Origin of the sequence: Myroides sp. LoEW2-1 (genome assembly GCF_009767705.1) — a bacterium.
Taxonomy (GTDB): Bacteria; Bacteroidota; Bacteroidia; order Flavobacteriales; family Flavobacteriaceae; genus Flavobacterium; species Flavobacterium album_A.
Genome location: NZ_WSPP01000002.1, coordinates 1 through 20,138 on the forward strand (window position 1 = coordinate 1; position 20,138 = coordinate 20,138).

Sequence of the window (20,138 nt, forward strand, 5' to 3'; positions counted from 1 at the left end):
CAATTAAAGCCATCCTTAGGATGGCTTTTTTTTTGATTAATAGTACATATTTCGGGTCTCTTTCTCTGTCTTATTATAGTGTTATTAACTTTATCTTTTTTTCATTTGTATAAATTTTGTACTATATATTTATATTTTATATAGTTTTTGGTTTGTTTTTATATATAGTATATATATTTAGAATATTTATATTCTTAATTAAAACTTAAAATATTTGATTTTTTTTTATTAGGTTTGTTAGACTAACTAATCAATAATTATATAATGAAATCAAAGTTAAATTGGATTTTTATGTGTTTCCTTGCTTTGTGTACTTCAATTGGTTTTGCCCAAAACAAAACATTGAGTGGAGTAGTATCAGAGTCTGGATTACCACTGCCTGGGGTTTCTGTTATTCTACAAGGTACAACTGAGGGTACTCAGACTGACCTTGACGGGAACTATTCGATTAAGGTGAAAACAGGAGATAAAGTTGTTTTCTCTTTTATCGGGATGAAAGATGTTGTGTATACAGTAGGCAATGCCTCAATACACAATGTGTCGATGAGTGGTGACGATGAAATGCTTGAAGAAGTAGTTGTTACTGCTTTAGGTATTAAACGTGACAAAAAGAAATTAGGTTATTCTTCTCAAGAAGTGAAAGGAGATAATCTATCTGGATCAGGTCAGACAAATGCTGTAAATGCCTTGTCTGGAAACGTTGCTGGATTACAAGTAACAGCACCTTCTTCAATGGGAGGGTCAAACCGTATTGTTTTGCGTGGTGTTAAGTCTGTTACTGGTAATAATCAACCTTTAATTGTGATTGATGGAGTTCCTTTGGACAACAGTAACTTTGCTGATACTAATATGCAAAGAGGGGCTGGAGGACGTGATTACGGTGATACTTCTGCGGATATTAATCCGGATGATATCGAATCTGTAACTGTTCTAAAAGGTGGTCCTGCTTCTGCTCTTTATGGAAATAGAGGAGGTAATGGAGTTATTCTTTATACAACAAAATCTGCTAAGAATGGTAGAACTGATGTTGAAGTTAATACTGGAGTTACTTTCGAGAGCATTAATACAATGCCTAAGTTGCAAACACTTTATGGAGGTGGTTCTTCTACTTCTTTACCAACAGCTATGATTGGTGGAAAACAGTACAATATTGCTGAGTATGATGTAGATGAAAGCTGGGGACCTAAGTTTGATGGTACGCCATATTTACCATGGTATGCGTTTGATCCTGAATTTGCTGACGATTATATGAAAGAGGTTCCTTGGCAAAAGTCAAAGAACGACGTAAAATCGTTTTTTAATACAGGTGTGACTCACAATCAATCTGTTTCTGTTGCTAAGTCTTATAAAGAAAGTAATGTGAGAATGTCTTTTAGTAACAACGTTACTGAGGGAGTTGTTCCTAACTCTAAATTGCAACGCAATAACTTCTCTGTGAGTGCTGCAACACAGTTGAATGACAAAGTTAAAGTTGAAAGTAATTTTAACTACGTTTATACAAAAGGATTTAACCGTCCTGAAGTAGGATATGGTGATAATTCAATTTCTCAAAAGTTCTTCCAATGGGGACAAAGACAGTTAGATTATAAAAAATTAAAAGATTATAAGAGAGCTGACGGTAGTCAAAGATCATGGAATAGAAAAGGATGGGATGACCCAACACCAGCTTATTCTGATAACACTTATTGGACAATTCACGAGAATACTTCTACAGATGTTAGAAATAGAACGTTTGGTAACGTGAAGTTGACTTATAATATCAATGATAACTTATATGCTGTAGGTACAGTTTATGGTGACCGTTATAGCTTTAACGTTGAAGAGCGCGTGGCTGTAGGTTCTCAAAAAAGTTCTAAGTACAGTATCATGAAACGCAATGTTTCAGAGTACAACTATGAAGGTCGTATTCACTATGATCAACACTTTGGTGATTTTGGAGTGAATGCTTTTGTGGGAATAAATAGAAGTGAAAAACGCAGAGACTACTTATATGGTGAATCTGTAGGAGGATTAGTATTGCCAAACTTATACAACTTAAGTAATAGTGTGAGTGATGCAAAAGCTTCAAATTCTCAGACACATTCAAGAACAAATAGTGTATTTGGATCGGCATCTGTTAATTACCGTGAATTTTTATTCTTAGAAGGAACTGTTCGTACAGATTGGTTTTCAACAGTTAGAAAATCAGTTACTTATCCGTCTGTAACAGGATCGTTTATTTTTTCTCAGTTAACTCCTGAATTAGATTGGTTGACTTTTGGTAAGGTAAGGTTAGGATGGGCTCAAGTTGGAAACGACACTGATGCTTATAGAACAGAAGACTATTATAATATCGAGAGTCCTTTCTTAGGAGATCCAGCTTACTCATTGAGTAGAACAGCTAACAATCCTGATTTAAAACCTGAGATGATGACAACCAAAGAAATTGGTTTAGAAGCTGCTTTCTTGAATAATAGAATCGGATTTGAGGTATCATACTATGAAATCAAAACAAAAGACTTAATTACGAGAGTACAATATGATGCAGCAGCAGGTTATTCATACCGTTGGATGAATGCTGGAGATATGAAGAATAGAGGTATTGAAGCTACTGTAAATTTAGCGCCAGTACGCACAGAGGATTTCTCATGGGATATTACTTGGAACTTTTCAAAGAATAAGAATGAGTTGACAAGATTAGCTGATGGGGTAGAGTCTGTTGAAATTACAAGAGCACCTTTCCAAGTATCATTACAAGGGAAAATAGGTGAAACTTATGGACAGATTTATGGAACTGACTATGTATATGATAATAATGGCAACAAGGTTGTAGATGCTAATGGATTGTATGCAGCAAGTGAAATTAAAGCATTAGGTTCGTATTTACCTGACTACAACATGGGTATCCGCAATACGTTCCAGTACAAAAGTTTCCGTTTAGGTGTTTTGATTGATATGCAAAAAGGTGGTAAATACTTCTCTACATCGCATATGTTTGGAATGTACTCAGGTATGTTAGACAAATCTGCAGCGAACGATATTCGTGAAAACGGTTTAGTGTTAGATGGAGTGAAAGAAGATGGCTCTAAAAATGATATTGTTGTTGATGGTCAAACATGGGCACAATCTCACTACGGTGGAGTAGATGCACAAAACTTATTTGATGCTGATTATATCAAACTTAGAGAGGTTTCTTTAGGGTATGATTTACCTAAAAAATGGATTGGACCATTTAAGGGAATTACACTTTCAGTTTACGGACGTAACCTATTAACTTGGGGATTAGACTGGAAAGGAATGGATCCTGAAATGGCATCGTATGGTAGTGGAAATATCCAAGCTATTGAAGGTGCTTCTTTACCTTCAACGAGAACTTATGGTATGAATGTTAAATTCAAATTTTAAAGCATCTTATGAAAAAGTATATTTATAAAATGTCATTTATTGCATGTTTACTTGTATTTGTAAGTTGTGATAAAGACTTGGAGAGCATTAATGAAGATCCTAATAAGCCTAAGGAAGTTATTACAGGTGGAATTTTTAACAATGCGAATAAAGAGTTAATGACCAATACAAGAGGTGGATTCCCATCAGGACGTATGGCATTACCTTGGGTGCAGTATTCTGCACAGAGGAACTATACAGAAGAAGATAGATACCAATTCAGAACTGGTGTTAATAATAGCTTGTATGCAGATATCTATTTTTCTGCTAAAGCATATAAAGATATTGCTGATTTTGTAAGTAATCCAGAGAATGCAGGGAAAGTGAAGAATTATGGAAATCCTGCTAATCAGCTTGCAGCAGCTCGCGTAATGTTGGTTTACTCTCAATTACAAGCTTTGGAAATCTACGGAGACGTACCTTACTACTCTTATGGAAGTGATGATCCAGATTTTCAAGGAATGACTTTAGGGGAAAAAGGAGAGATCTCGACTCCAAAATTTGCTCCACAAGAGAAAATTTACAAAGACATGCTAAAGGAGTTGAAAGAAGCTTCTGAATCTATTGAGGTTGGCAATATTTTATTTAATTCAGGAGATCATTTATTCAAGTCAGGATTGAAGCTAAAAAAGTTTGCTAATTCACTTATGTTGAAAATAGGAAATAGAGTAAAGGCTGTTATACCAGAAGCGAAAGAATATATTGATTTTGCTATTGCTGATGGTGTAATGGAGTCAAACGACGATACTGTAGGGCAAATATTCCAAAATGATAAGGTGAATCCTGCTCCTTTCTACTTTGCAGCTTTTGTTGATAATAGAAATGACTTCCAACCTGCTATCACTTTTGTTGAATTGTTGAAAGGTGAAAAAACTAAGGCGACTGCTGATAATCCTTTTGCAAATACTGTTGACCCTCGTTTGTTTAGAATGGTAGCACCTAAAACACAGTTACTAACAGTAATGGAAGATGGTAAAGAAGTAGAAAAAGAAGTAGGAGTGCGTTTTTCATACATGGCTGAGCAATCACATGTGCCAAGTATTGAAATGAACAACTATGTTGATAGAGATCCTTCTTTCTATATTGGGATGCCAATTGGTATACCTGGAAAATTTACAGGTTCACAAGCAAAACATTCTTCGCATTTTAGTGGAACAATTTACAGAGCTGATTATATAGAAATTTTAATGGAGTATTCTGAAGTTGAGTTTATATTATCAGAAGTGAAAGGATGGGATCAAGCTCATTACGTGAATGGAGTTAAAGCTTCTATGGAAAAATGGAAAGTTGATCCAGCTTTAGCTGATGAATATATCAGTAAGTTACCTGCAGCTACTGAAGAGTCTGTAATTACACAAAAGTATATTGCTTTATATATGCAACCTTACGAGGCTTGGGCGGAGTACAGAAGAACGAAGTTTCCACGTACACTATTATTGCCAGGAGAATCTCATAAGTTGATTGCAGATGGTCCAGATGGAGAGAAAGAGTATGTTTTTAAACCAATGGAGTCTGTTGATTATTTGACAGATGTACCTGAGCGCATTACATACCCAGGAGATATGGAGTTAATTAATAAGGCGAATAAAGATGCAGCAGCTGCTCGTATGGGTGGTGATCGCATGGATACAAAGCTTATTTGGGCTAAAAAATAAATTAGCTGTTTTAATTATATATTTAACAAAAGAGGGTGTCTTTTACAGATGCCCTCTTTTTTTGTGTTAAATTTTAGAATTGAAAGGAAGGAAGTAATTTAGTCTTAGAAAGTTTAGATTACTATAGGAATACACCCTATGTCGTATTTATTTGGAATAACTTTTTTAATTCTTTGTAGCTTAGTGTATTCTTACACTTATTTAATTGAAAAATAAATTTACCTTTGTTCAAATTTACTTTAGTATGCGCAGAATACTTGCTATAATTACTTTTTTTCTTTGCTTTAGTGCTCAGGCTCAATTTTTAACGGCAGAAGGGGCAAATGGAGCAGCAGAACAATCGCAAAATAAAGAGAGAAAAAGTTTAAGAGGGGGAGTTAAAAAAGACTCATTAGCACCTATTATAGATTATAAAATCATTACAATTATGAAAGACACCATTGCAGTAGATACGGCATTGAGTGTTAAAAAATATTATACGTTGAATTATTTGCGTAAAGATGACTTTGGATTACTGGCATTTAACAATGAAGGACAAGTGTATAATAACCTAAAGTTTAATACTAAAATTAATACGTTGTTACCTGACTTTGGTTTCCAAGCAAGGCAAACTGCTTATATGGGAGTAAATGATATTAACTATTATCACACGCCTACACCTTACACAGATTTGTACTATAAGTCTGTCATGAAACAAGGGCAGAACTTAGATGCGTTTATCACTATGAATACAAGTGAGAATTTAAATTTTTCATTGGGATACAAAGGATTGCGCTCTATTGGTAAGTATATTAATCAATTGACTTCAAGTGGTAATTTTAGATTAGGTGTGAGCTATCAATCACCTAATAAAAGATACTTGCTCCGTACGCACTTTACTTTTCAAGATATAATGAATGAGGAAAATGGCGGGATTCGCGATTTGGATTTGTTTGAGTCAAGTGAAAAACCATATAATAAGCGTGAGCGTTTAAATGTGTACTTCAGGGATGCTTCTACTATGTTAAAGGGAAAGCGTCTCTATGTAAACCACGAGTATCAATTAAATAGCTCATTTAAGAATGGATTATTATTAACTCATGAGTTCTTGTATGAAGATAAGTTTTATGAGTTTAAACAAGACAATATCATGAGTTTGGAGTATGATGACTTTCCGCGTTTTGGAAATTCATTTCAAAGTGTCTTGAGAAATAAAACGAGATATGATAATATTTACAACAAGGTAGGAGCGGCATATCAATCTGATTTAGTTGGTAGATTTGAGTTTTTTACAGAGTTTAATAATTACAATTATTATTACAACAGTATAGCCCACATTAACGACAAGGTCGTACCAGACGAGATTAGCAAGAATATTACTATGATAGGAGGAAAATACTCTTATCGAAAGAATAACTGGAGAGGTACCTTGCTATTAAGTCGTTCTTTAGGGAATGATGATACAAGTAATATAGAGGCAAATGTTCGCTATAAATTTACAGAAGACTTAAATGTTGATTTTTCGTATAAAAAGATTAGTCGTTTAGGGAATTTGAGTTATTATTTATTTCAAAGTGATTATGTGCATTACAACTGGAGTAATGATTTTAAGAATGAAAAAGTTAATCAGTTTGATGCTACAATTACCACACCGTGGATTACATTGTCGGGAAGTTATGCCGTTTTAGATGATAAATTGTATTTTTCGAATGACAGTGAAGTCTTTAATGCATTTGGTCTTCCAGAACAAGTATTAGTAACGCCAAAGCAATATGATAAAACAATTAATTATTTGTCATTACAAGCTTCTAAGGATTTTAAATTAGGTAGGTTTGGTTTAGACAATACTGTTTTGTATCAGAATGTAGATCAAAGTAATCATATCGTAAATGTGCCTAAATTTGTTACAAGGAACACCTTATATTATACGGATGCATTTTTTGATAAGGCGTTGAAGTTTCAAACGGGAATTACTTTCAAGTATTTTAGCAAATATTATGGAGATGACTACAATCCGTTGTTAGGAGATTTTTTTGTTCAAGATAAAGTAAAGATTGGCGATTATCCTGTTTTTGATTTCTTTATTAATATGAAAGTTAGAACGGCACGTATCTATTTGATTTTAGAGCACTTTAATAGTAGTATGAGTGGATATAAGTATTATACAGCGCCAAATTATCCTTATAGAGATATGACTTTTAGGTTTGGTGTAGTATGGAATTTCTTTAGTTAAATAAAGCATATACAATATATAATTTAACGCCCTTGCAATATTGCAAGGGCGTTTTACATTTATTAAAAGATTAGATGAATTAATTAAAGTGTATTGGTTTGTTTTTTATTTATAATGTGTTGGTAATTAACTGATAGTGTTTGAATTTTATAAGGTGATTGGTTTGGTTTTTGCTTTTTAAGAGTTGGTTTTAATGTAGGAGGTATTTGGGATAATATTAGCATAAGTGAAGAAATAGGTAATAGAAATCAGTATGAAGGAGTCCTTTTTACACTATTTATGGGCAAATCAATTATTTAATCAAGATACACTGTTAACCGATTCTAATGAATTATTGAGTATAATTAGTCCAGGTGATTGTACGGGACTTGATGGGCCTGATTTTTTTAATGCCAGGATTTGTATTGGTAACCAAGAATGGGCAGGCAATGTTGAAATACACCTAAAAGCGTCGGATTGGTTTTGCCATAATCACGAAAAGGATGTACGGTATGACAGCATTATTCTCCATGTAGTGTGGGAAAATGATATGCCTATTTACAGAGTAAATGGTTCACTAATACCTACTTTGGAGTTAAAGGGCAAAGTTTCGGGTGAATTGCTCTTGAGATATGAAGAACTCATGTTGCCTAAACAGTATTTATATTGTGAAGATAAGTTACCCAATCTTGATTCTCTATTTTTACTTCAGTGGAAAGAAAGACTTTTCTTTGAGAGGCTAAGTGCCAAAGTTAAACCTATAGAGGAGTTTGTTAAGGACAAACAGGGACATTGGTCACAAGCTTTCTTTTGTTTTCTCGCCAAGAGTTTTGGATTGAATGCAAATGGAGAGGCTTTTTTCTCGGCTTTTCGTTACTTTCCTATTTCGATAGTCCATAAGCAAGCATATTCTTTGCTTCAGTTAGAATCCATGTTCCTCGGTGTGGTTGGTTTATTAGATGTTGATTTTGACTTAAGAGATGAGTATTGCAAATCGCTTGTTAGAGAATGGGATTTTTTAAAACACAAGTATACTTTGCAATCGCTAAATGCTGCAAGTTTGCGTTTTTTTCAGCTTCGACCTCCTAACTTTCCAAGTATTCGTTTAGTTCAATTAGCTGCTTTTTACTTTCACAATGGCGTTTCTGTTAACTCCCTTTTTCAGGAACAACTGACTTTGCAAGAGATTTATTTGATGTTTGATGTAAAGGTTAGCGATTATTGGAAAACTCACTATGTGGTCAATAAAGAAAGTAAATCCAGTACAAAGAAGCTAAGTAAAGAATTTGTTGATTTACTGATTGTAAATGTAATAGTCCCTTTTCAGTTTGCTTATCAATTCGAGAACAATGTACAGGGAGACATCTCGGAATACTTGTTAGATCTCTTGTCGCAGATTAAACCAGAGAGAAATAGTGTTGTCAAAATGTTCGAAAGCTATAATATACCAGTAGATCATGCGATGGATAGTCAAGCGCTGTTGCAATTAAAAAAGCAATATTGTGATCGAAAAAGGTGTTTAGAATGTGCGATAGGTAAGAGAATGATGAAATGATTTTGTATTTTTGTACTTATTAAAGTGCAAAAAAGGTATGATAAATAATATTAGGTATTTTTTTGAAAAACACGGGTTTAAGGTGTCTTCTCGTATTGGGGATAGATTGGGAATTAAAGCAACGCGTATTAGGTTGTTTTTTATCTATTTGTCCTTTTTTACATTGGGGTTAGCCTTTCCTCTATACTTGACAATAGCTTTTTTTGCGAGAATTAAAGATTTGATTTATACAAAGCGATCTTCTGTCTTTGATTTATAATTAGAGAGGTTAATAAAGCTTGTGTTGAGGTAAATAGTTTCAGTTTATATGTTTAAATCTCATCGTAACAAGTGGTATTATTACACTAAATCTCAACGTAGAGGAGTAGTCGTCTTCGTTATTCTTATTATTATAATTCAATTGTGTTTTATTGTTCTTTTCAAAACATCTTCCCCTGTCTTCGTAAATGATCGCGTTGTAGACATGGAAAAAATTACTCATCTAAATCAGCGAATAGATAATATTGCTACAATCTACACTAAGAAAAGAGATACTATTTATCCATTTAATCCCAATTTTATTTCTGACTTTAAAGGCTATTCACTTGGCATGTCTATAGAGGAAATAGATCGTTTATTGTCATTTAGAGCAGAGAACAAATACGTAAATTCCGCACAAGAGTTTCAATCGGTTACAAGAGTTTTGGACGAATGGTTGAAAAAATATAGTGTTTATTTCAAGTTCCCTGATTGGGTGTCTAATCCGAAGCCAAAAGTGAACTATGCAAAGTACAAGGAGGAAAAAGAGAAGGAAATCACACCTACTTGTATCAATGAAGCAACAGAGGAACTTCTGCAAAAAGTAAGAGGAATAGGACCCTATTATGCAAGTAAAATTGTAAAGGATAGGGAAAAGTACGGAGGATATGTTCATATGGATCAGTTGAGATTTGTGTATGGTCTGAATGATGAAACGATTAGTGAATTATTTAAATATTTTAAGGTTTTTACTGCTCCAAATGTCGAAAAGATTAATGTAAACGAAGCATCTATTAATGAATTGAAAAAATTACCCTATTTAAATTATTATATCGCAAGAGAGATCGTTAAATATAGAAGTATGCAAGAGGATTTTGTTAATAAGGAACAATTAAGGCAAATCGAAAACTTCCCCCTTGACAAAATTGACATAATTAGTTTATATTTGAAATTCACGAATTAAAACTATCAACCATGAATTTTGAATACAATGAAACGCAAGCGATGATTGCTCAATCAATAAGAGACTTTGCTGAGCAACATATTCGCCCATATATAATGGAGTGGGATGAAGCGCAAATATTTCCTGTCGACTTATTTAAAAAGTTAGGAGAAATGGGATATATGGGTGTTTTAGTTCCAGAGGAGTACGGTGGATCTGGGTTAAATTATCATGAATATATCACTATTGTAGAGGAGATTTCTAAAGTAGACTCGTCTATTGGTTTATCAGTAGCAGCACATAATTCACTGTGTACAAATCACATTCTTTCTTTTGCCAATGAAGAACAAAAGAAAAGATGGTTACCTAAATTAGCGACAGCGGAGTGGATCGGTGCATGGGGATTGACAGAGCATAATACTGGATCTGATGCAGGAGGGATGAGTACTACAGCTGTAAAAGATGGTGATCACTGGATTTTAAATGGAGCAAAGAACTTTATCACTCACGCGATCTCTGGTAACGTTGCAGTAGTTATCGTTCGTACAGGAGAGAAAGGTGATTCTCACGGGATGACAGCTTTCGTAGTAGAGAAAGGTACACCAGGATTCTCTAGTGGTAAGAAAGAAAATAAATTAGGAATGCGTGCATCTGAGACTGCAGAACTTATCTTTGATAACTGTCGCGTACCTGATGCTAACCGTTTAGGAGAAGTAGGAGAAGGGTTTATTCAAGCGATGAAAGTATTAGATGGAGGGCGTATCTCTATTGGTGCATTATCATTAGGTATTGCTAAAGGAGCTTATGAAGCAGCATTAAAATACTCAAAAGAGAGAGTTCAATTCGGAAAACCAATTAGCCAATTCCAAGCTATCGGTTTTAAATTAGCGGATATGGCTACAGAGATTGAGTGTTCTGAGCTATTATTACACAAAGCAGCTTTTTTAAAGAACAACAACAAACCGATGACTAAGATTGGAGCTATGGCGAAGATGTATGCGTCTGAAGTATGTGTGAAAGTATCTACAGAAGCGATCCAGATCCACGGTGGATATGGATATACTAAGGACTTCCCAGTAGAGAAGTTCTTCCGTGATTCGAAGTTGTGTACGATCGGAGAAGGAACTACAGAGATTCAAAAATTAGTTATCTCTCGTAATATTTTAAAAGACTAATCAGATTAGATGATATAGAAGAAAGGGAAGCTACTGAGCTTCCCTTTTTTGTTGTCGTTCGTGAAAGGCTGTTGCCATAAGGCTTAAAGCGCCATCCCCCACTATATTACACGCAGTGCCAAAACTGTCTTGTAGTGCGAATATGGTTAATACTAATGCTATCCCAGTATCATCGAAGCCTAGCATAGAGGTTATTAATCCTAAAGATGCCATTAGCGCTCCGCCAGGTACACCAGGTGCTCCTAAGGCAAATATACCTAGTAAAAGCACAAAGAGAATCAATGTACTAATATCAGGTAAATGCCCATAAAGGACTAAGGATACGGTCATCACAAAGAAGGTCTCTGTAACCATAGCACCACATAAATGTACATTCGAGAAGAACGGAATAGTGAAGTTCGTAATCTCTGGCTTTAATACCTTGCTCTTATGTGCTGATTGCAGTGCTACACCTAAGCTAGCCGCTGAAGACATCGTCCCTAATGCTGTTAGATAGGTCGGTCCATAATGTCTGAGTACTTCCCATGGGTTCTTTTTAGCGTACAGACCTGCGATCGTGTATAAGATGGTGATCCATACGATATGAGCTAAAATCACGATGATAATCACGATTAAGAAGATAGGTAATTGGGACTGTATGCTGCCTACATAACTAAGCAAAGCAAAATTACAGGCAATGTATAAGGGTAATAGGGGAACTAGTACTCTATTGACTAAGAGTAACACGATCTCTCTAAAGTGATCGAAGGCTACTTCTAATGGTTTAGACTGTGTCCATAGAATACCTAAACCTATCATGAGTGCAAGTACTAAGGAAGTCATCACATCGAATATAGGTGGAATGTCTAGTTTAAAGAGCATCTCTGGTAATGTTCTTCCCGTAGTAGCAGTAGAGGGTATGTCTAGCCAAGGTAATATAGTGTATCCTAATGAACCACTGAATAACCCTGCTCCGACACTCGATATATAAGCTATAGCTAAGGAAAACCCTATAATAACAGAGGACTTCTGATCTAGCTTAGCAATAGACGATACGATAAATCCTAAGATAATTAAGGGGACTAAAAATAAGATGAGTTGCCCTAAAATATGTTTTGTAGATAAGATGACTTGAAGTAGAATATCATTTAGATAAGGCCCTACTAATAGACCGATGATTACTCCTGATAGTAGTCTAACGATAGTATTGTTTACTAATTTCTTTAGCATAATATAGAGGTATAAAAAAGGGAAAGCACAGGCCTTCCCTCATTATCTTTATTTATCACTGTATTTTGTTACCATAAGGCTAAGTGCTCCATCTCCTGTAATATTACACGCGGTACCGAAGCTATCTTGTAATGCAAATATCGTTAAGGTCAGTGCGATACCAGCATCGTCAAAACCTAGTACTGAAGCAATGATACCTAATGAGGCCATTACAGTACCTCCTGGTACACCAGGTGCTCCGATAGCGAAGATACCTAATAGTAGTACGAATAAGATCATTGTCCCCATAGTTGGCAATCCGCCATATAATACTTGAGATACGGTCATCACAAAGAATACTTCTGTCAATACTGATCCACATAAGTGTATATTAGAGAAGAACGGTATAGTGAAGTTCGTGATCTCAGGCTTCAGTACTTTACTCTTGTGTGCAGACTGTAGTGCTACACCAAGAGAAGCCGCTGAAGACATCGTACCTACTGCTGTTAGATAAGCAGGAGGATAATGTTTAATTACTTCCCATGGATTCTTCCCAGAGTATATTCCCGCTATCGTATACAACACACCTAACCAAATGAAGTGTGCTACTATCACGATAAGTATCACAGTTAAGAACACAGGTAGCTGTGACTGTATAGACCCTTCATAGCTAAGTAATGCAAAGTTCGCCATGATATAGAATGGCAATAGTGGGACTAATACTCTATTCACTAATAACAATACGATATCTTTAAACGAATCGAAGGCACGCTCTAATGGTTTAGATTCTGTCCATAGAATACCGATACCGATCATTAAGGCAAGTGTCAGAGAAGTCATCACTCCGAATACAGGTGGAATGTCTAACTTAAAGAGCATTTCAGGTAATTCTTTCAGTGTCTCTACATTTTTCTCTATCTGTAAGTGAGGGATAATATTAAAACCTAATGTACTACTAAAGAATCCTGCTCCGATACTAGATAAGTAAGCAATAACAATAGAGAAACCGATTATGCTAGTCTTTCCCTTATCCAGTTTAGCGATAGAGGATACAACAAATCCCAAGATGATAAGAGGAACTAAGAATAAGATTATCTGCCCCAAGATATGTCTTGTAGATAGTGTTATCTGTAAAAGACTATCTGTAAGGTATGGACCAATTAATAACCCTGCTATTACGCCTAAAAGAAGTTTTACTATTGTATTACTAAAGAATTTCTTCATGTTCTGACACCTATATTTTTGATTAAAGTACTAAATTATTCAAAGCAAAGATATTTATAAACCTTGTTTTTTATTAGTCATTTTCAGAATATACCATATATATGGTAGTGGAGGTGGCACGGTATAATATAGGATGTTCGTAATGATATGTTTTTCTGGATATAGTTTGGTTCGGAGACAGATTTAGTATCGTTCGCAAAAGGGGTCTTTATCCTACTAAATACCGATGTTTTTCCGAACAGCTTCCGAACAAAGTGCTTAGTAAGGCGTAACAGATTTCTTATAAGCCTTGTCAATAAAGAGGTGATAAGGATTATCGTTTTTTTTTATGGTTATAAGTTAGCAAGAATAAATAAGCATCTCAAGATACCTAGCTATAGTTTATACACATCACTAAAACTGAGAACCGTTAACCGAAAACTGTTAACTAATCTCCGTTCGCGCAGTAAATACTCCCATTCACGCACTCATTTTTTCAGAAGTTGTGTTGTCAGATTACGTTTGTGATAGAATTAATCAAGAAAAAGATGAGAACACTACTATGTTTGTTATTAACCTTATGTGTAGGTGCTGTGCAGGCACAACAGATTCTGCTATCGGGTACAGTGGTAAACGATAAGAATAAACCAATCGAGAATGTGAATGTGTACCTTGAAGATAGCTTCGAGGGAGCATTGACTGATGCGAAAGGGTATTTCAGTTTTATAGTTACAGATACAGTAGTGAGGGGCGTGCTGAAGTTAATGCATGCACAGTATGGCAATCTCGATGTAGAAATCAATACAAAGGAGAATTATAATGAACATTTTGTGTTAAGTAGTCAATATGAGGTGATGGGAGAAATCCTTATTATCGCGAATAGCAAGAATAAAAGAGAACGCGCAGAGAGTATTGGGTTAAATGCAATGGATGTAGTGAGTACTGCTGGGAGTCCCGGTAATATTATGGGAGTACTAAGTACCATGCCAGGGGCGCAGACGAATGGAGAGGATGGGAGACTACTGATACGTGGAGGTAGAGCAGAGGAGAGTGGTATATTCGTCAATGGTGTAAGAGTGTTTCAGCCTTATACTTCTTCTGTAGGTAATGTACCTGTGCGCTCTAAGTTTAATCCGTTTCTGTTTAAGGGAATATCTTTCTCAGCAGGGGGGTATAGTGCAGAGTTTGGAGATGCGTTATCGGGAGTATTACAGTTAGATACATCAGATGAGATAGATCCATCGCGTAGAGACTACTCTATCTCTACTGTAGGAGGGAGCTTCGCACAGACACATCAGTGGGGCAAGAACTCACTGTCGTATAGTCTAAACTATCTAAACTTAGGAGCCTATACTGCAGTGGTAAAGCAGCGATATAATACTAAAAAACCTTTCTCTACAGCTTCTGGGGAGATGATGTATAAGCGCGAGATTAAGGATGGTGGATATAAACTATATACTGCTGTGGACTTCTCTACCATCAAGTATGAGCAAGAGATACAGCCAAGTAATCGAGTAGATACACTAGGCTTTAAGTCGAGTAATGTGTATATGAATAGTGTGTTCTTTAAGAAGCTTACTCCTTATATGCGACTTGATATTGGTACAGGGTTAGGGTATATGGATTATACAGGAGATAGCAATGATCTGAGCTTAAAGAAGATTAGTTGGGATGTGAATCAGAAGGTGAAGTTTTCTTATCAGTGGAATGGGCAGTTTCTGTCTTTTGTAGGGGTAGATGTACAGGCTTCTAAATTAGATTTGACGAGAAGTGAAGGGAGTAGAGCAGAAGCCTTTGGTACAGATACTAATAGATGGGCACTGTTTTTTGAGAACAATTGGAAGATAACGTCAGACTTGTCATTGAGGGCAGGTTTGAGAACGAGTAAGTATTCAGAAATATCAGATTGGACAGTAGAGCCACGTGCGATGTTGACTTATCAGGTGACACCTAAGCATCAGATGTCTTTTTCGTATGGGGTGTTTAATCAGGCTGTGAACTTAGAGCAGTCATTAGCAGTGAAACAAGAAGACTGGATGCAGGCTAACCATTATATACTGAACTATACTTATGAGTTTAGAAAGCGTCTATTGAGAGCAGAGATGTTCTATAAAGATTATAGTAAGTTGCTCTTAACGCCATTAGGTAAGCCAAGTGAGTATGCACAGTTAGGAGAGGGATATGCAAAGGGATTTGACTTGTTTTGGAAAGATAATATCACGTTTAAGAATTTTAGCTATTGGGTAACTTATACTTATATAGACTCTCAACGCAAAGAGATGTATTGGAACGAATGGATACAGCCGTCTTATGTAGTAAAGCACAACTTCTCTGTGGTGACGAAGTACTGGATAGATCAATGGAAATCTCAGGTGAGTATGACGTATAACTACAGTAGTCCACGTCACTTCTACGATATGAATACTACTAATAAAACTACTTATGAGAGTAGTCCGATACACAATGTGAGTATGAGTTGGGCTTATCTATTCAGTGGGCAAAAGATAGTGTACTTATCAGTAGATAATTTGTTAGGTAGAAATCCTGTATACGCTTATCAGTTTAATCAACGTGGAGGACAACCAGATGTAACGAATGCCTCTGCGAAGCGATTTATATATGTAGGATTTATGTGGACGATAAGTGCAGATAAAAAGAAGAACCAATTGGAGAATTTGTAAAACAACAATACAAACAGTAGAGACATTGGAAACAACAGTTCGCGCAGTTCGTTTTTTAAGGGTTTAATCGTCAGTGTAGATTTATTGTGTAATTAAATAATTAGAAAGATGAGAAAGTTATTAATTTTATTATTCGGTGTATTTAGTGTAGTGAGTTTCGGACAATCTAAATACGAAGCAGGAATGCAAAAAGCGATGCAACAATGGCAAAGTGGGCAATCGAAAGAGGCAGTGGCTATGTTAGACCGTATAGCGATGTCTGATAAAGAGAACTGGATACCGGTGTACTACAAGGTGCTTATTAGTATCACAGGAGGGTTTAGTAATCCACAGGCTGATGCCGTAGAAGATATCGTGATGGCTAATCGCGTACTAATAGACCAATGGTTAGAAACAGGGGGAAGCGAGTGGTATGTACTGAAGGGAATGAATGAGACACTAGAGTTGATTACAGATCCGATGAATAAGGGGATGGTGCAGACTCCAATTATCAATAAAGCGTATGATAAGGCGATAGAGTTAGACCCTACTAATCCGAGAGCAGTGTATTCTGTGGCAAGTTTTCAGATTAATAGTGCTAAGTTTATGAAAGTAGATATGGATTATTACTGTAAGATGCTAGAGAAGTCGATAGAGCTATTCGATAAACAGGAGAGTGATGTGCCATTCTATCCATCATGGGGAAAAGATTGGGCATTAAAAACACAAGAAATGTGTAAAGTGAAGTAAATTAGATGAGTTTGTAGTAAATTAGTATATGAAAAAAGTAGAAATGAATGTTAATTGGCGTAGACATATTGTATTGGCCTGTAGTATATCGGTACTGATCAGTTTGGTTATTTCGTATTTTACTTTTCGTAATAGCGAGTTAAGCTTGGGTGAGCTATTGATAAATTATCGTTTTTTGAAAAATACGTTTTTGTCTTTTGTATTGTCGATGTTGATTTACGCAGCTAATGTATTAACGAGTGCATGGGTGTGTAGGGTAATGGATAAACGAGATGCTAAAAATGAAATAGCTATGAGTAAGATTACTCGTAACGCTGTTTTTTTTGTCAATGGCATTTTGACATCTATAGTTTCTTATTACTTATTCTTGGCGCTAATTTTGAATTTATTTTATAGCTTGTCTTTTAAAGCTTTCTTTCTTGGGCAACATTTAAGTTTTGGCAATTTTTTAGGAGCATTGTTATTAAGTACTTTTATTTTGCTTATTGTGTTTACGTTTGCCTATCACGATGAACTTAGGTTGTTAGAATTAAAGAATAGAGAGATGGAGATAGAGCTACAAAAAAGTCAAATAGAAGGGATGAAAGAACAACTGTCTCCCCATTTCTTGTTTAACAATATGAATGTACTCATCAGTACAATCCAAGAAGATCCAGTAAAGGCAGAACAGTTTGCCCGTTCGTTCTCTAAGATATATAGATATGTATTAGAGAAGTTAGATTATCCCTTGTGTAACTTATCTGACGAAGTATCTTTTATAAGAGATTATGTCTATCTACTCAATGTGAGATATGATAATGCAATAGCATTTAGCATTAGTGAAGAGGTGATGAAGTATGATGATGTAGAAGTGCCTACCTTGAGTTTGCAACTATTGATTGAAAATGTAGTAAAGCACAATGTAATTCCTTCGGAGGGAAGTATTAGAGTAGAATTGCGTATAGAAGAAGGAGGGTTAGTACTGTGGAATGAAAAATATGCTAAGCCCAAAGAAGTGTATTCATCTGGACTGGGATTACAGAATTTGTCTAAGCGCAATAAGTTAATGGTGAAGCAAGATATTGAGATAAGTGATTTGGAAGATAGTTTTAGTGTTAGAATTCCTTTAGTTAGAATAGAGAGTTGATGAAAATAGTAATTATAGAAGATGAGAAACCTGCAGCGAGACTGCTGACAAGAGAGCTGGAGAAGTTAGGATTCGAGGTACAGCAGATATTGTATTCTGTAGGAGAGGCTATACTTTGGTTGATGCAACATGAGCATCCAGATTTGATATTTGCTGATATACAGTTAGCAGATGGATTATCTTTAGAGATATTCGAGCAAGTAGAGGTTAAGAGCGCTATTATCTTTGTCACAAGTTTTGATCATTATGCGATTAAGGCATTTAAGCTAAATAGCATTGATTATTTATTAAAACCGATAGAGCCAATAGAGTTGTTGGGTGCTATTAATAAATACAAGGCACAACAACGCAGTACAACACAGACGGTAGAGAGCCTCAGACACAGTATAGGGGGGAGTAACTATGCAAAACGGCTGATGATAAAAGTGGGAATGCAGATAAAGATGGTGTTGGTGGATGAGGTAGTATGTTTTTATAGAGAGGATAGAGGAGTATATATTTCGACAGTGGAAGGTAAGACTCATCTGTTAGATGAGGAGTCTCTAGAGGCTGTTATTAAAACGGTTAGTCCGAAGAAGTTCTTTCGGGTGAATAGATCTCAAGTAGTGAGCATCGATTATATAGAACAGATTATACAATTATCTACTTCTCGGTTAAAACTAACGATGAAGAATTATACAGCTGAGGTGATTGTGAGTAGAGAAAGAGTGGGTGAATTTAAGAGCTGGTTAGCGGAGAATTAGTTAGAAGTAAAACGAAAAATGCTGATGCTGAATAAAAAAAGTTGTTTTTTTATTGTGTTAGATAAAAAAAGCTTTACTTTTGCACCACTAAATGAGAGGAGGTGTATGAAAACATGTTGATCATTCCAATTAAAGACGGAGAAAATATCGATAGAGCACTAAAGCGCTATAAAAGAAAATTTGACAGAACTGGGACATTACGTCAGTTAAGATCTCGTCAGCATTTCACGAAACCGTCTGTACAAAAAAGAGACAAAATGCAAAAAGCTGCATATATCCAACACTTAAGAGATTCAGTAGAAATCTAAGATAGGGTTGTGAATAAAAAGCTAACCGTTGTAATAAAGTATTAACTTTGTTGCAACGGTTTTTTTATGGAAGAAAGTTTACAGAGATTTTTAGCGTATTTAGACAAGGAAAAGAATTATTCAGACAAGACGATTATTGCTTATAAGCGAGATATCGAATCTTTTATGGCTTTTTTGGAAGTCGAATGTGTGAGTTATAAGGAGGTAACTTATGATCAGGTTAGAGGCTGGTTGGTAGGGCTTGCAGAATCCGGTATTCAAAATAGATCTATTAATCGAAAGGTTAGTGCATTGCGCAGTTATTATAAATTCCTGATGCAGGTAAAAGAAGTTGAGTTGAATCCTCTTCAACTGCATCGCTCGTTGAAAGTGAAAAAGAGATTACAGTTGCCTTATAGTAAACAAGAGATTGAATTGGTGAGGGAAAGATTAGTTGCGGAAGAAGGATTTGATAGTTTGAGGGATTTGGTTATTGTAGAGTTGTTATATGGGTTGGGGTTGCGCCGAGCAGAGTTGGTAAACTTGAAAGTGAATGATATTGACTTCGACTTGCATCAAGTGAGAGTTGTGGGAAAAGGCAATAAGCGAAGAAATATACCAATGATAATGGAGTTAGAAGAATTGTTGAAAAGGTATATTAAAGTTAGGGATTTGGAAGTGAGTGAGATAGCTTGTGGAGGAGAGTTATTACTAAATAAAAGGCGGAATAAAATTGATGAAATGTTTGTTTATGGCGTAATAAATCGCTACTTTAGTGATACAACAAGTAAGGAAAAGAATAGTCCTCACGTGTTGAGACATTCGTTTGCAACTCATTTATTGGAGAATGGAGCGGATATAAATTCAATTAAAGAATTAATGGGGCATGAAAGTTTGTCAACTACACAAATGTATGCGCAAGTCAATTTATCTGAATTGAAGAAAGTGTATAAGGCGACACATCCCCGAACGAAGAAGAATAAAGATTAACCTTTAAAATCG

General features: G+C 35.5%; 15 protein-coding genes. 13 read left to right on the forward strand and 2 right to left on the reverse strand.

Annotated elements, in window-relative coordinates; genetic code table 11:
• The first annotated feature begins 264 nt into the window (after window positions 1–264).
• The 7 genes from GOQ24_RS00080 (at window position 265) to GOQ24_RS00110 (ending at window position 11,179) form a co-directional block, all read left to right on the forward strand.
• On the forward strand, window positions 265–3,384 hold the full coding sequence (locus GOQ24_RS00080) for a SusC/RagA family TonB-linked outer membrane protein (protein WP_160338865.1): 3,120 nt from the start codon (window positions 265–267) through the stop codon (window positions 3,382–3,384).
• Window positions 3,385–3,392: 8 nt separating this feature from the next.
• Window positions 3,393–5,078 carry a SusD/RagB family nutrient-binding outer membrane lipoprotein gene (locus tag GOQ24_RS00085; RefSeq protein ID WP_160338866.1) on the forward strand — a complete coding sequence of 562 codons (1,686 nt, stop codon included), beginning with the start codon at window positions 3,393–3,395 and terminating at the stop codon, window positions 5,076–5,078.
• A gap of 244 nt (window positions 5,079–5,322) precedes the next feature.
• A complete protein-coding gene (locus GOQ24_RS00090) occupies window positions 5,323–7,290 on the forward strand; it encodes a putative porin (protein ID WP_160338867.1) in 1,968 nt (655 codons plus the stop codon).
• Window positions 7,291–7,543: 253 nt separating this feature from the next.
• Window positions 7,544–8,824 carry a DUF2851 family protein gene (locus tag GOQ24_RS00095; RefSeq protein ID WP_155092810.1) on the forward strand — a complete coding sequence of 427 codons (1,281 nt, stop codon included), beginning with the start codon at window positions 7,544–7,546 and terminating at the stop codon, window positions 8,822–8,824.
• Between the two features lie 37 nt (window positions 8,825–8,861).
• Window positions 8,862–9,083 (forward strand): PspC domain-containing protein, encoded by a 222-nt coding sequence (locus GOQ24_RS00100; RefSeq protein ID WP_155092811.1) that lies wholly within the window; start codon window positions 8,862–8,864, stop codon window positions 9,081–9,083.
• 48 nt (window positions 9,084–9,131) lie between these two features.
• Complete coding sequence (locus GOQ24_RS00105; protein WP_160338868.1) at window positions 9,132–10,025, forward strand: ComEA family DNA-binding protein; 894 nt, start codon at window positions 9,132–9,134, stop codon at window positions 10,023–10,025.
• Between the two features lie 11 nt (window positions 10,026–10,036).
• The gene (locus GOQ24_RS00110) at window positions 10,037–11,179 is read left to right on the forward strand and encodes an acyl-CoA dehydrogenase family protein (RefSeq protein ID WP_155091296.1); all 1,143 of its coding nucleotides are present in this window, start codon (window positions 10,037–10,039) and stop codon (window positions 11,177–11,179) included.
• Window positions 11,180–11,209: 30 nt separating this feature from the next.
• Here GOQ24_RS00110 and GOQ24_RS00115 read toward each other — a convergent pair whose 3' ends face one another.
• Together GOQ24_RS00115 and GOQ24_RS00120 are read right to left on the reverse strand one after the other, a co-directional pair.
• Window positions 11,210–12,388 carry a cation:dicarboxylate symporter family transporter gene (locus tag GOQ24_RS00115; protein ID WP_155091297.1) on the reverse strand — a complete coding sequence of 393 codons (1,179 nt, stop codon included), beginning with the start codon at window positions 12,386–12,388 and terminating at the stop codon, window positions 11,210–11,212.
• Window positions 12,389–12,436: 48 nt separating this feature from the next.
• On the reverse strand, window positions 12,437–13,591 hold the full coding sequence (locus GOQ24_RS00120; protein WP_155091298.1) for a dicarboxylate/amino acid:cation symporter: 1,155 nt from the start codon (window positions 13,589–13,591) through the stop codon (window positions 12,437–12,439).
• A gap of 527 nt (window positions 13,592–14,118) precedes the next feature.
• Between GOQ24_RS00120 and GOQ24_RS00125 the strand changes: the two genes are divergently transcribed.
• The 6 genes from GOQ24_RS00125 to GOQ24_RS00150 all read left to right on the forward strand — a co-directional run bounded on the left by GOQ24_RS00125 (window position 14,119) and on the right by GOQ24_RS00150 (window position 20,126).
• Window positions 14,119–16,251, forward strand: a complete 2,133-nt coding sequence (locus GOQ24_RS00125) for a TonB-dependent receptor (RefSeq protein ID WP_160338869.1) — start codon at window positions 14,119–14,121, stop codon at window positions 16,249–16,251.
• Between the two features lie 108 nt (window positions 16,252–16,359).
• Window positions 16,360–16,980 carry a tetratricopeptide repeat protein gene (locus tag GOQ24_RS00130; protein WP_131540236.1) on the forward strand — a complete coding sequence of 207 codons (621 nt, stop codon included), beginning with the start codon at window positions 16,360–16,362 and terminating at the stop codon, window positions 16,978–16,980.
• Between the two features lie 28 nt (window positions 16,981–17,008).
• Window positions 17,009–18,106 (forward strand): sensor histidine kinase, encoded by a 1,098-nt coding sequence (locus tag GOQ24_RS00135; protein ID WP_230381493.1) that lies wholly within the window; start codon window positions 17,009–17,011, stop codon window positions 18,104–18,106.
• Window positions 18,106–18,849 carry a LytR/AlgR family response regulator transcription factor gene (locus tag GOQ24_RS00140; protein ID WP_155091300.1) on the forward strand — a complete coding sequence of 248 codons (744 nt, stop codon included), beginning with the start codon at window positions 18,106–18,108 and terminating at the stop codon, window positions 18,847–18,849. The genes GOQ24_RS00135 and GOQ24_RS00140 overlap by 1 nt, the downstream gene beginning before the upstream one ends.
• Window positions 18,850–18,962: 113 nt before the next feature.
• The gene (gene rpsU / locus GOQ24_RS00145; RefSeq protein ID WP_155091418.1) at window positions 18,963–19,157 is read left to right on the forward strand and encodes a 30S ribosomal protein S21; all 195 of its coding nucleotides are present in this window, start codon (window positions 18,963–18,965) and stop codon (window positions 19,155–19,157) included.
• Window positions 19,158–19,223: 66 nt separating this feature from the next.
• Window positions 19,224–20,126, forward strand: a complete 903-nt coding sequence (locus GOQ24_RS00150) for a tyrosine-type recombinase/integrase (RefSeq protein ID WP_155091301.1) — start codon at window positions 19,224–19,226, stop codon at window positions 20,124–20,126.
• Window positions 20,127–20,138: the final 12 nt, after the last annotated feature.

Excerpts from the sequence above, each read along its gene's own strand:
- GOQ24_RS00080 (WP_160338865.1), top strand. The coding sequence starts at position 265 with ATGAAATCAAAGTTAAATTGGATTTTTATGTGTTTCCTTGCTTTGTGT.
- GOQ24_RS00085 (WP_160338866.1), top strand. The coding sequence starts at position 3,393 with ATGAAAAAGTATATTTATAAAATGTCATTTATTGCATGTTTACTTGTA.
- GOQ24_RS00090 (WP_160338867.1), top strand. The coding sequence starts at position 5,323 with ATGCGCAGAATACTTGCTATAATTACTTTTTTTCTTTGCTTTAGTGCT.
- GOQ24_RS00095 (WP_155092810.1), top strand. The coding sequence starts at position 7,544 with ATGAAGGAGTCCTTTTTACACTATTTATGGGCAAATCAATTATTTAAT.
- GOQ24_RS00100 (WP_155092811.1), top strand. The coding sequence starts at position 8,862 with ATGATAAATAATATTAGGTATTTTTTTGAAAAACACGGGTTTAAGGTG.
- GOQ24_RS00105 (WP_160338868.1), top strand. The coding sequence starts at position 9,132 with ATGTTTAAATCTCATCGTAACAAGTGGTATTATTACACTAAATCTCAA.
- GOQ24_RS00110 (WP_155091296.1), top strand. The coding sequence starts at position 10,037 with ATGAATTTTGAATACAATGAAACGCAAGCGATGATTGCTCAATCAATA.
- GOQ24_RS00115 (WP_155091297.1), bottom strand. The coding sequence starts at position 12,388 with ATGCTAAAGAAATTAGTAAACAATACTATCGTTAGACTACTATCAGGA.
- GOQ24_RS00120 (WP_155091298.1), bottom strand. The coding sequence starts at position 13,591 with ATGAAGAAATTCTTTAGTAATACAATAGTAAAACTTCTTTTAGGCGTA.
- GOQ24_RS00125 (WP_160338869.1), top strand. The coding sequence starts at position 14,119 with ATGAGAACACTACTATGTTTGTTATTAACCTTATGTGTAGGTGCTGTG.
- GOQ24_RS00130 (WP_131540236.1), top strand. The coding sequence starts at position 16,360 with ATGAGAAAGTTATTAATTTTATTATTCGGTGTATTTAGTGTAGTGAGT.
- GOQ24_RS00135 (WP_230381493.1), top strand. The coding sequence starts at position 17,009 with ATGAAAAAAGTAGAAATGAATGTTAATTGGCGTAGACATATTGTATTG.
- GOQ24_RS00140 (WP_155091300.1), top strand. The coding sequence starts at position 18,106 with ATGAAAATAGTAATTATAGAAGATGAGAAACCTGCAGCGAGACTGCTG.
- rpsU (WP_155091418.1), top strand. The coding sequence starts at position 18,963 with ATGTTGATCATTCCAATTAAAGACGGAGAAAATATCGATAGAGCACTA.
- GOQ24_RS00150 (WP_155091301.1), top strand. The coding sequence starts at position 19,224 with ATGGAAGAAAGTTTACAGAGATTTTTAGCGTATTTAGACAAGGAAAAG.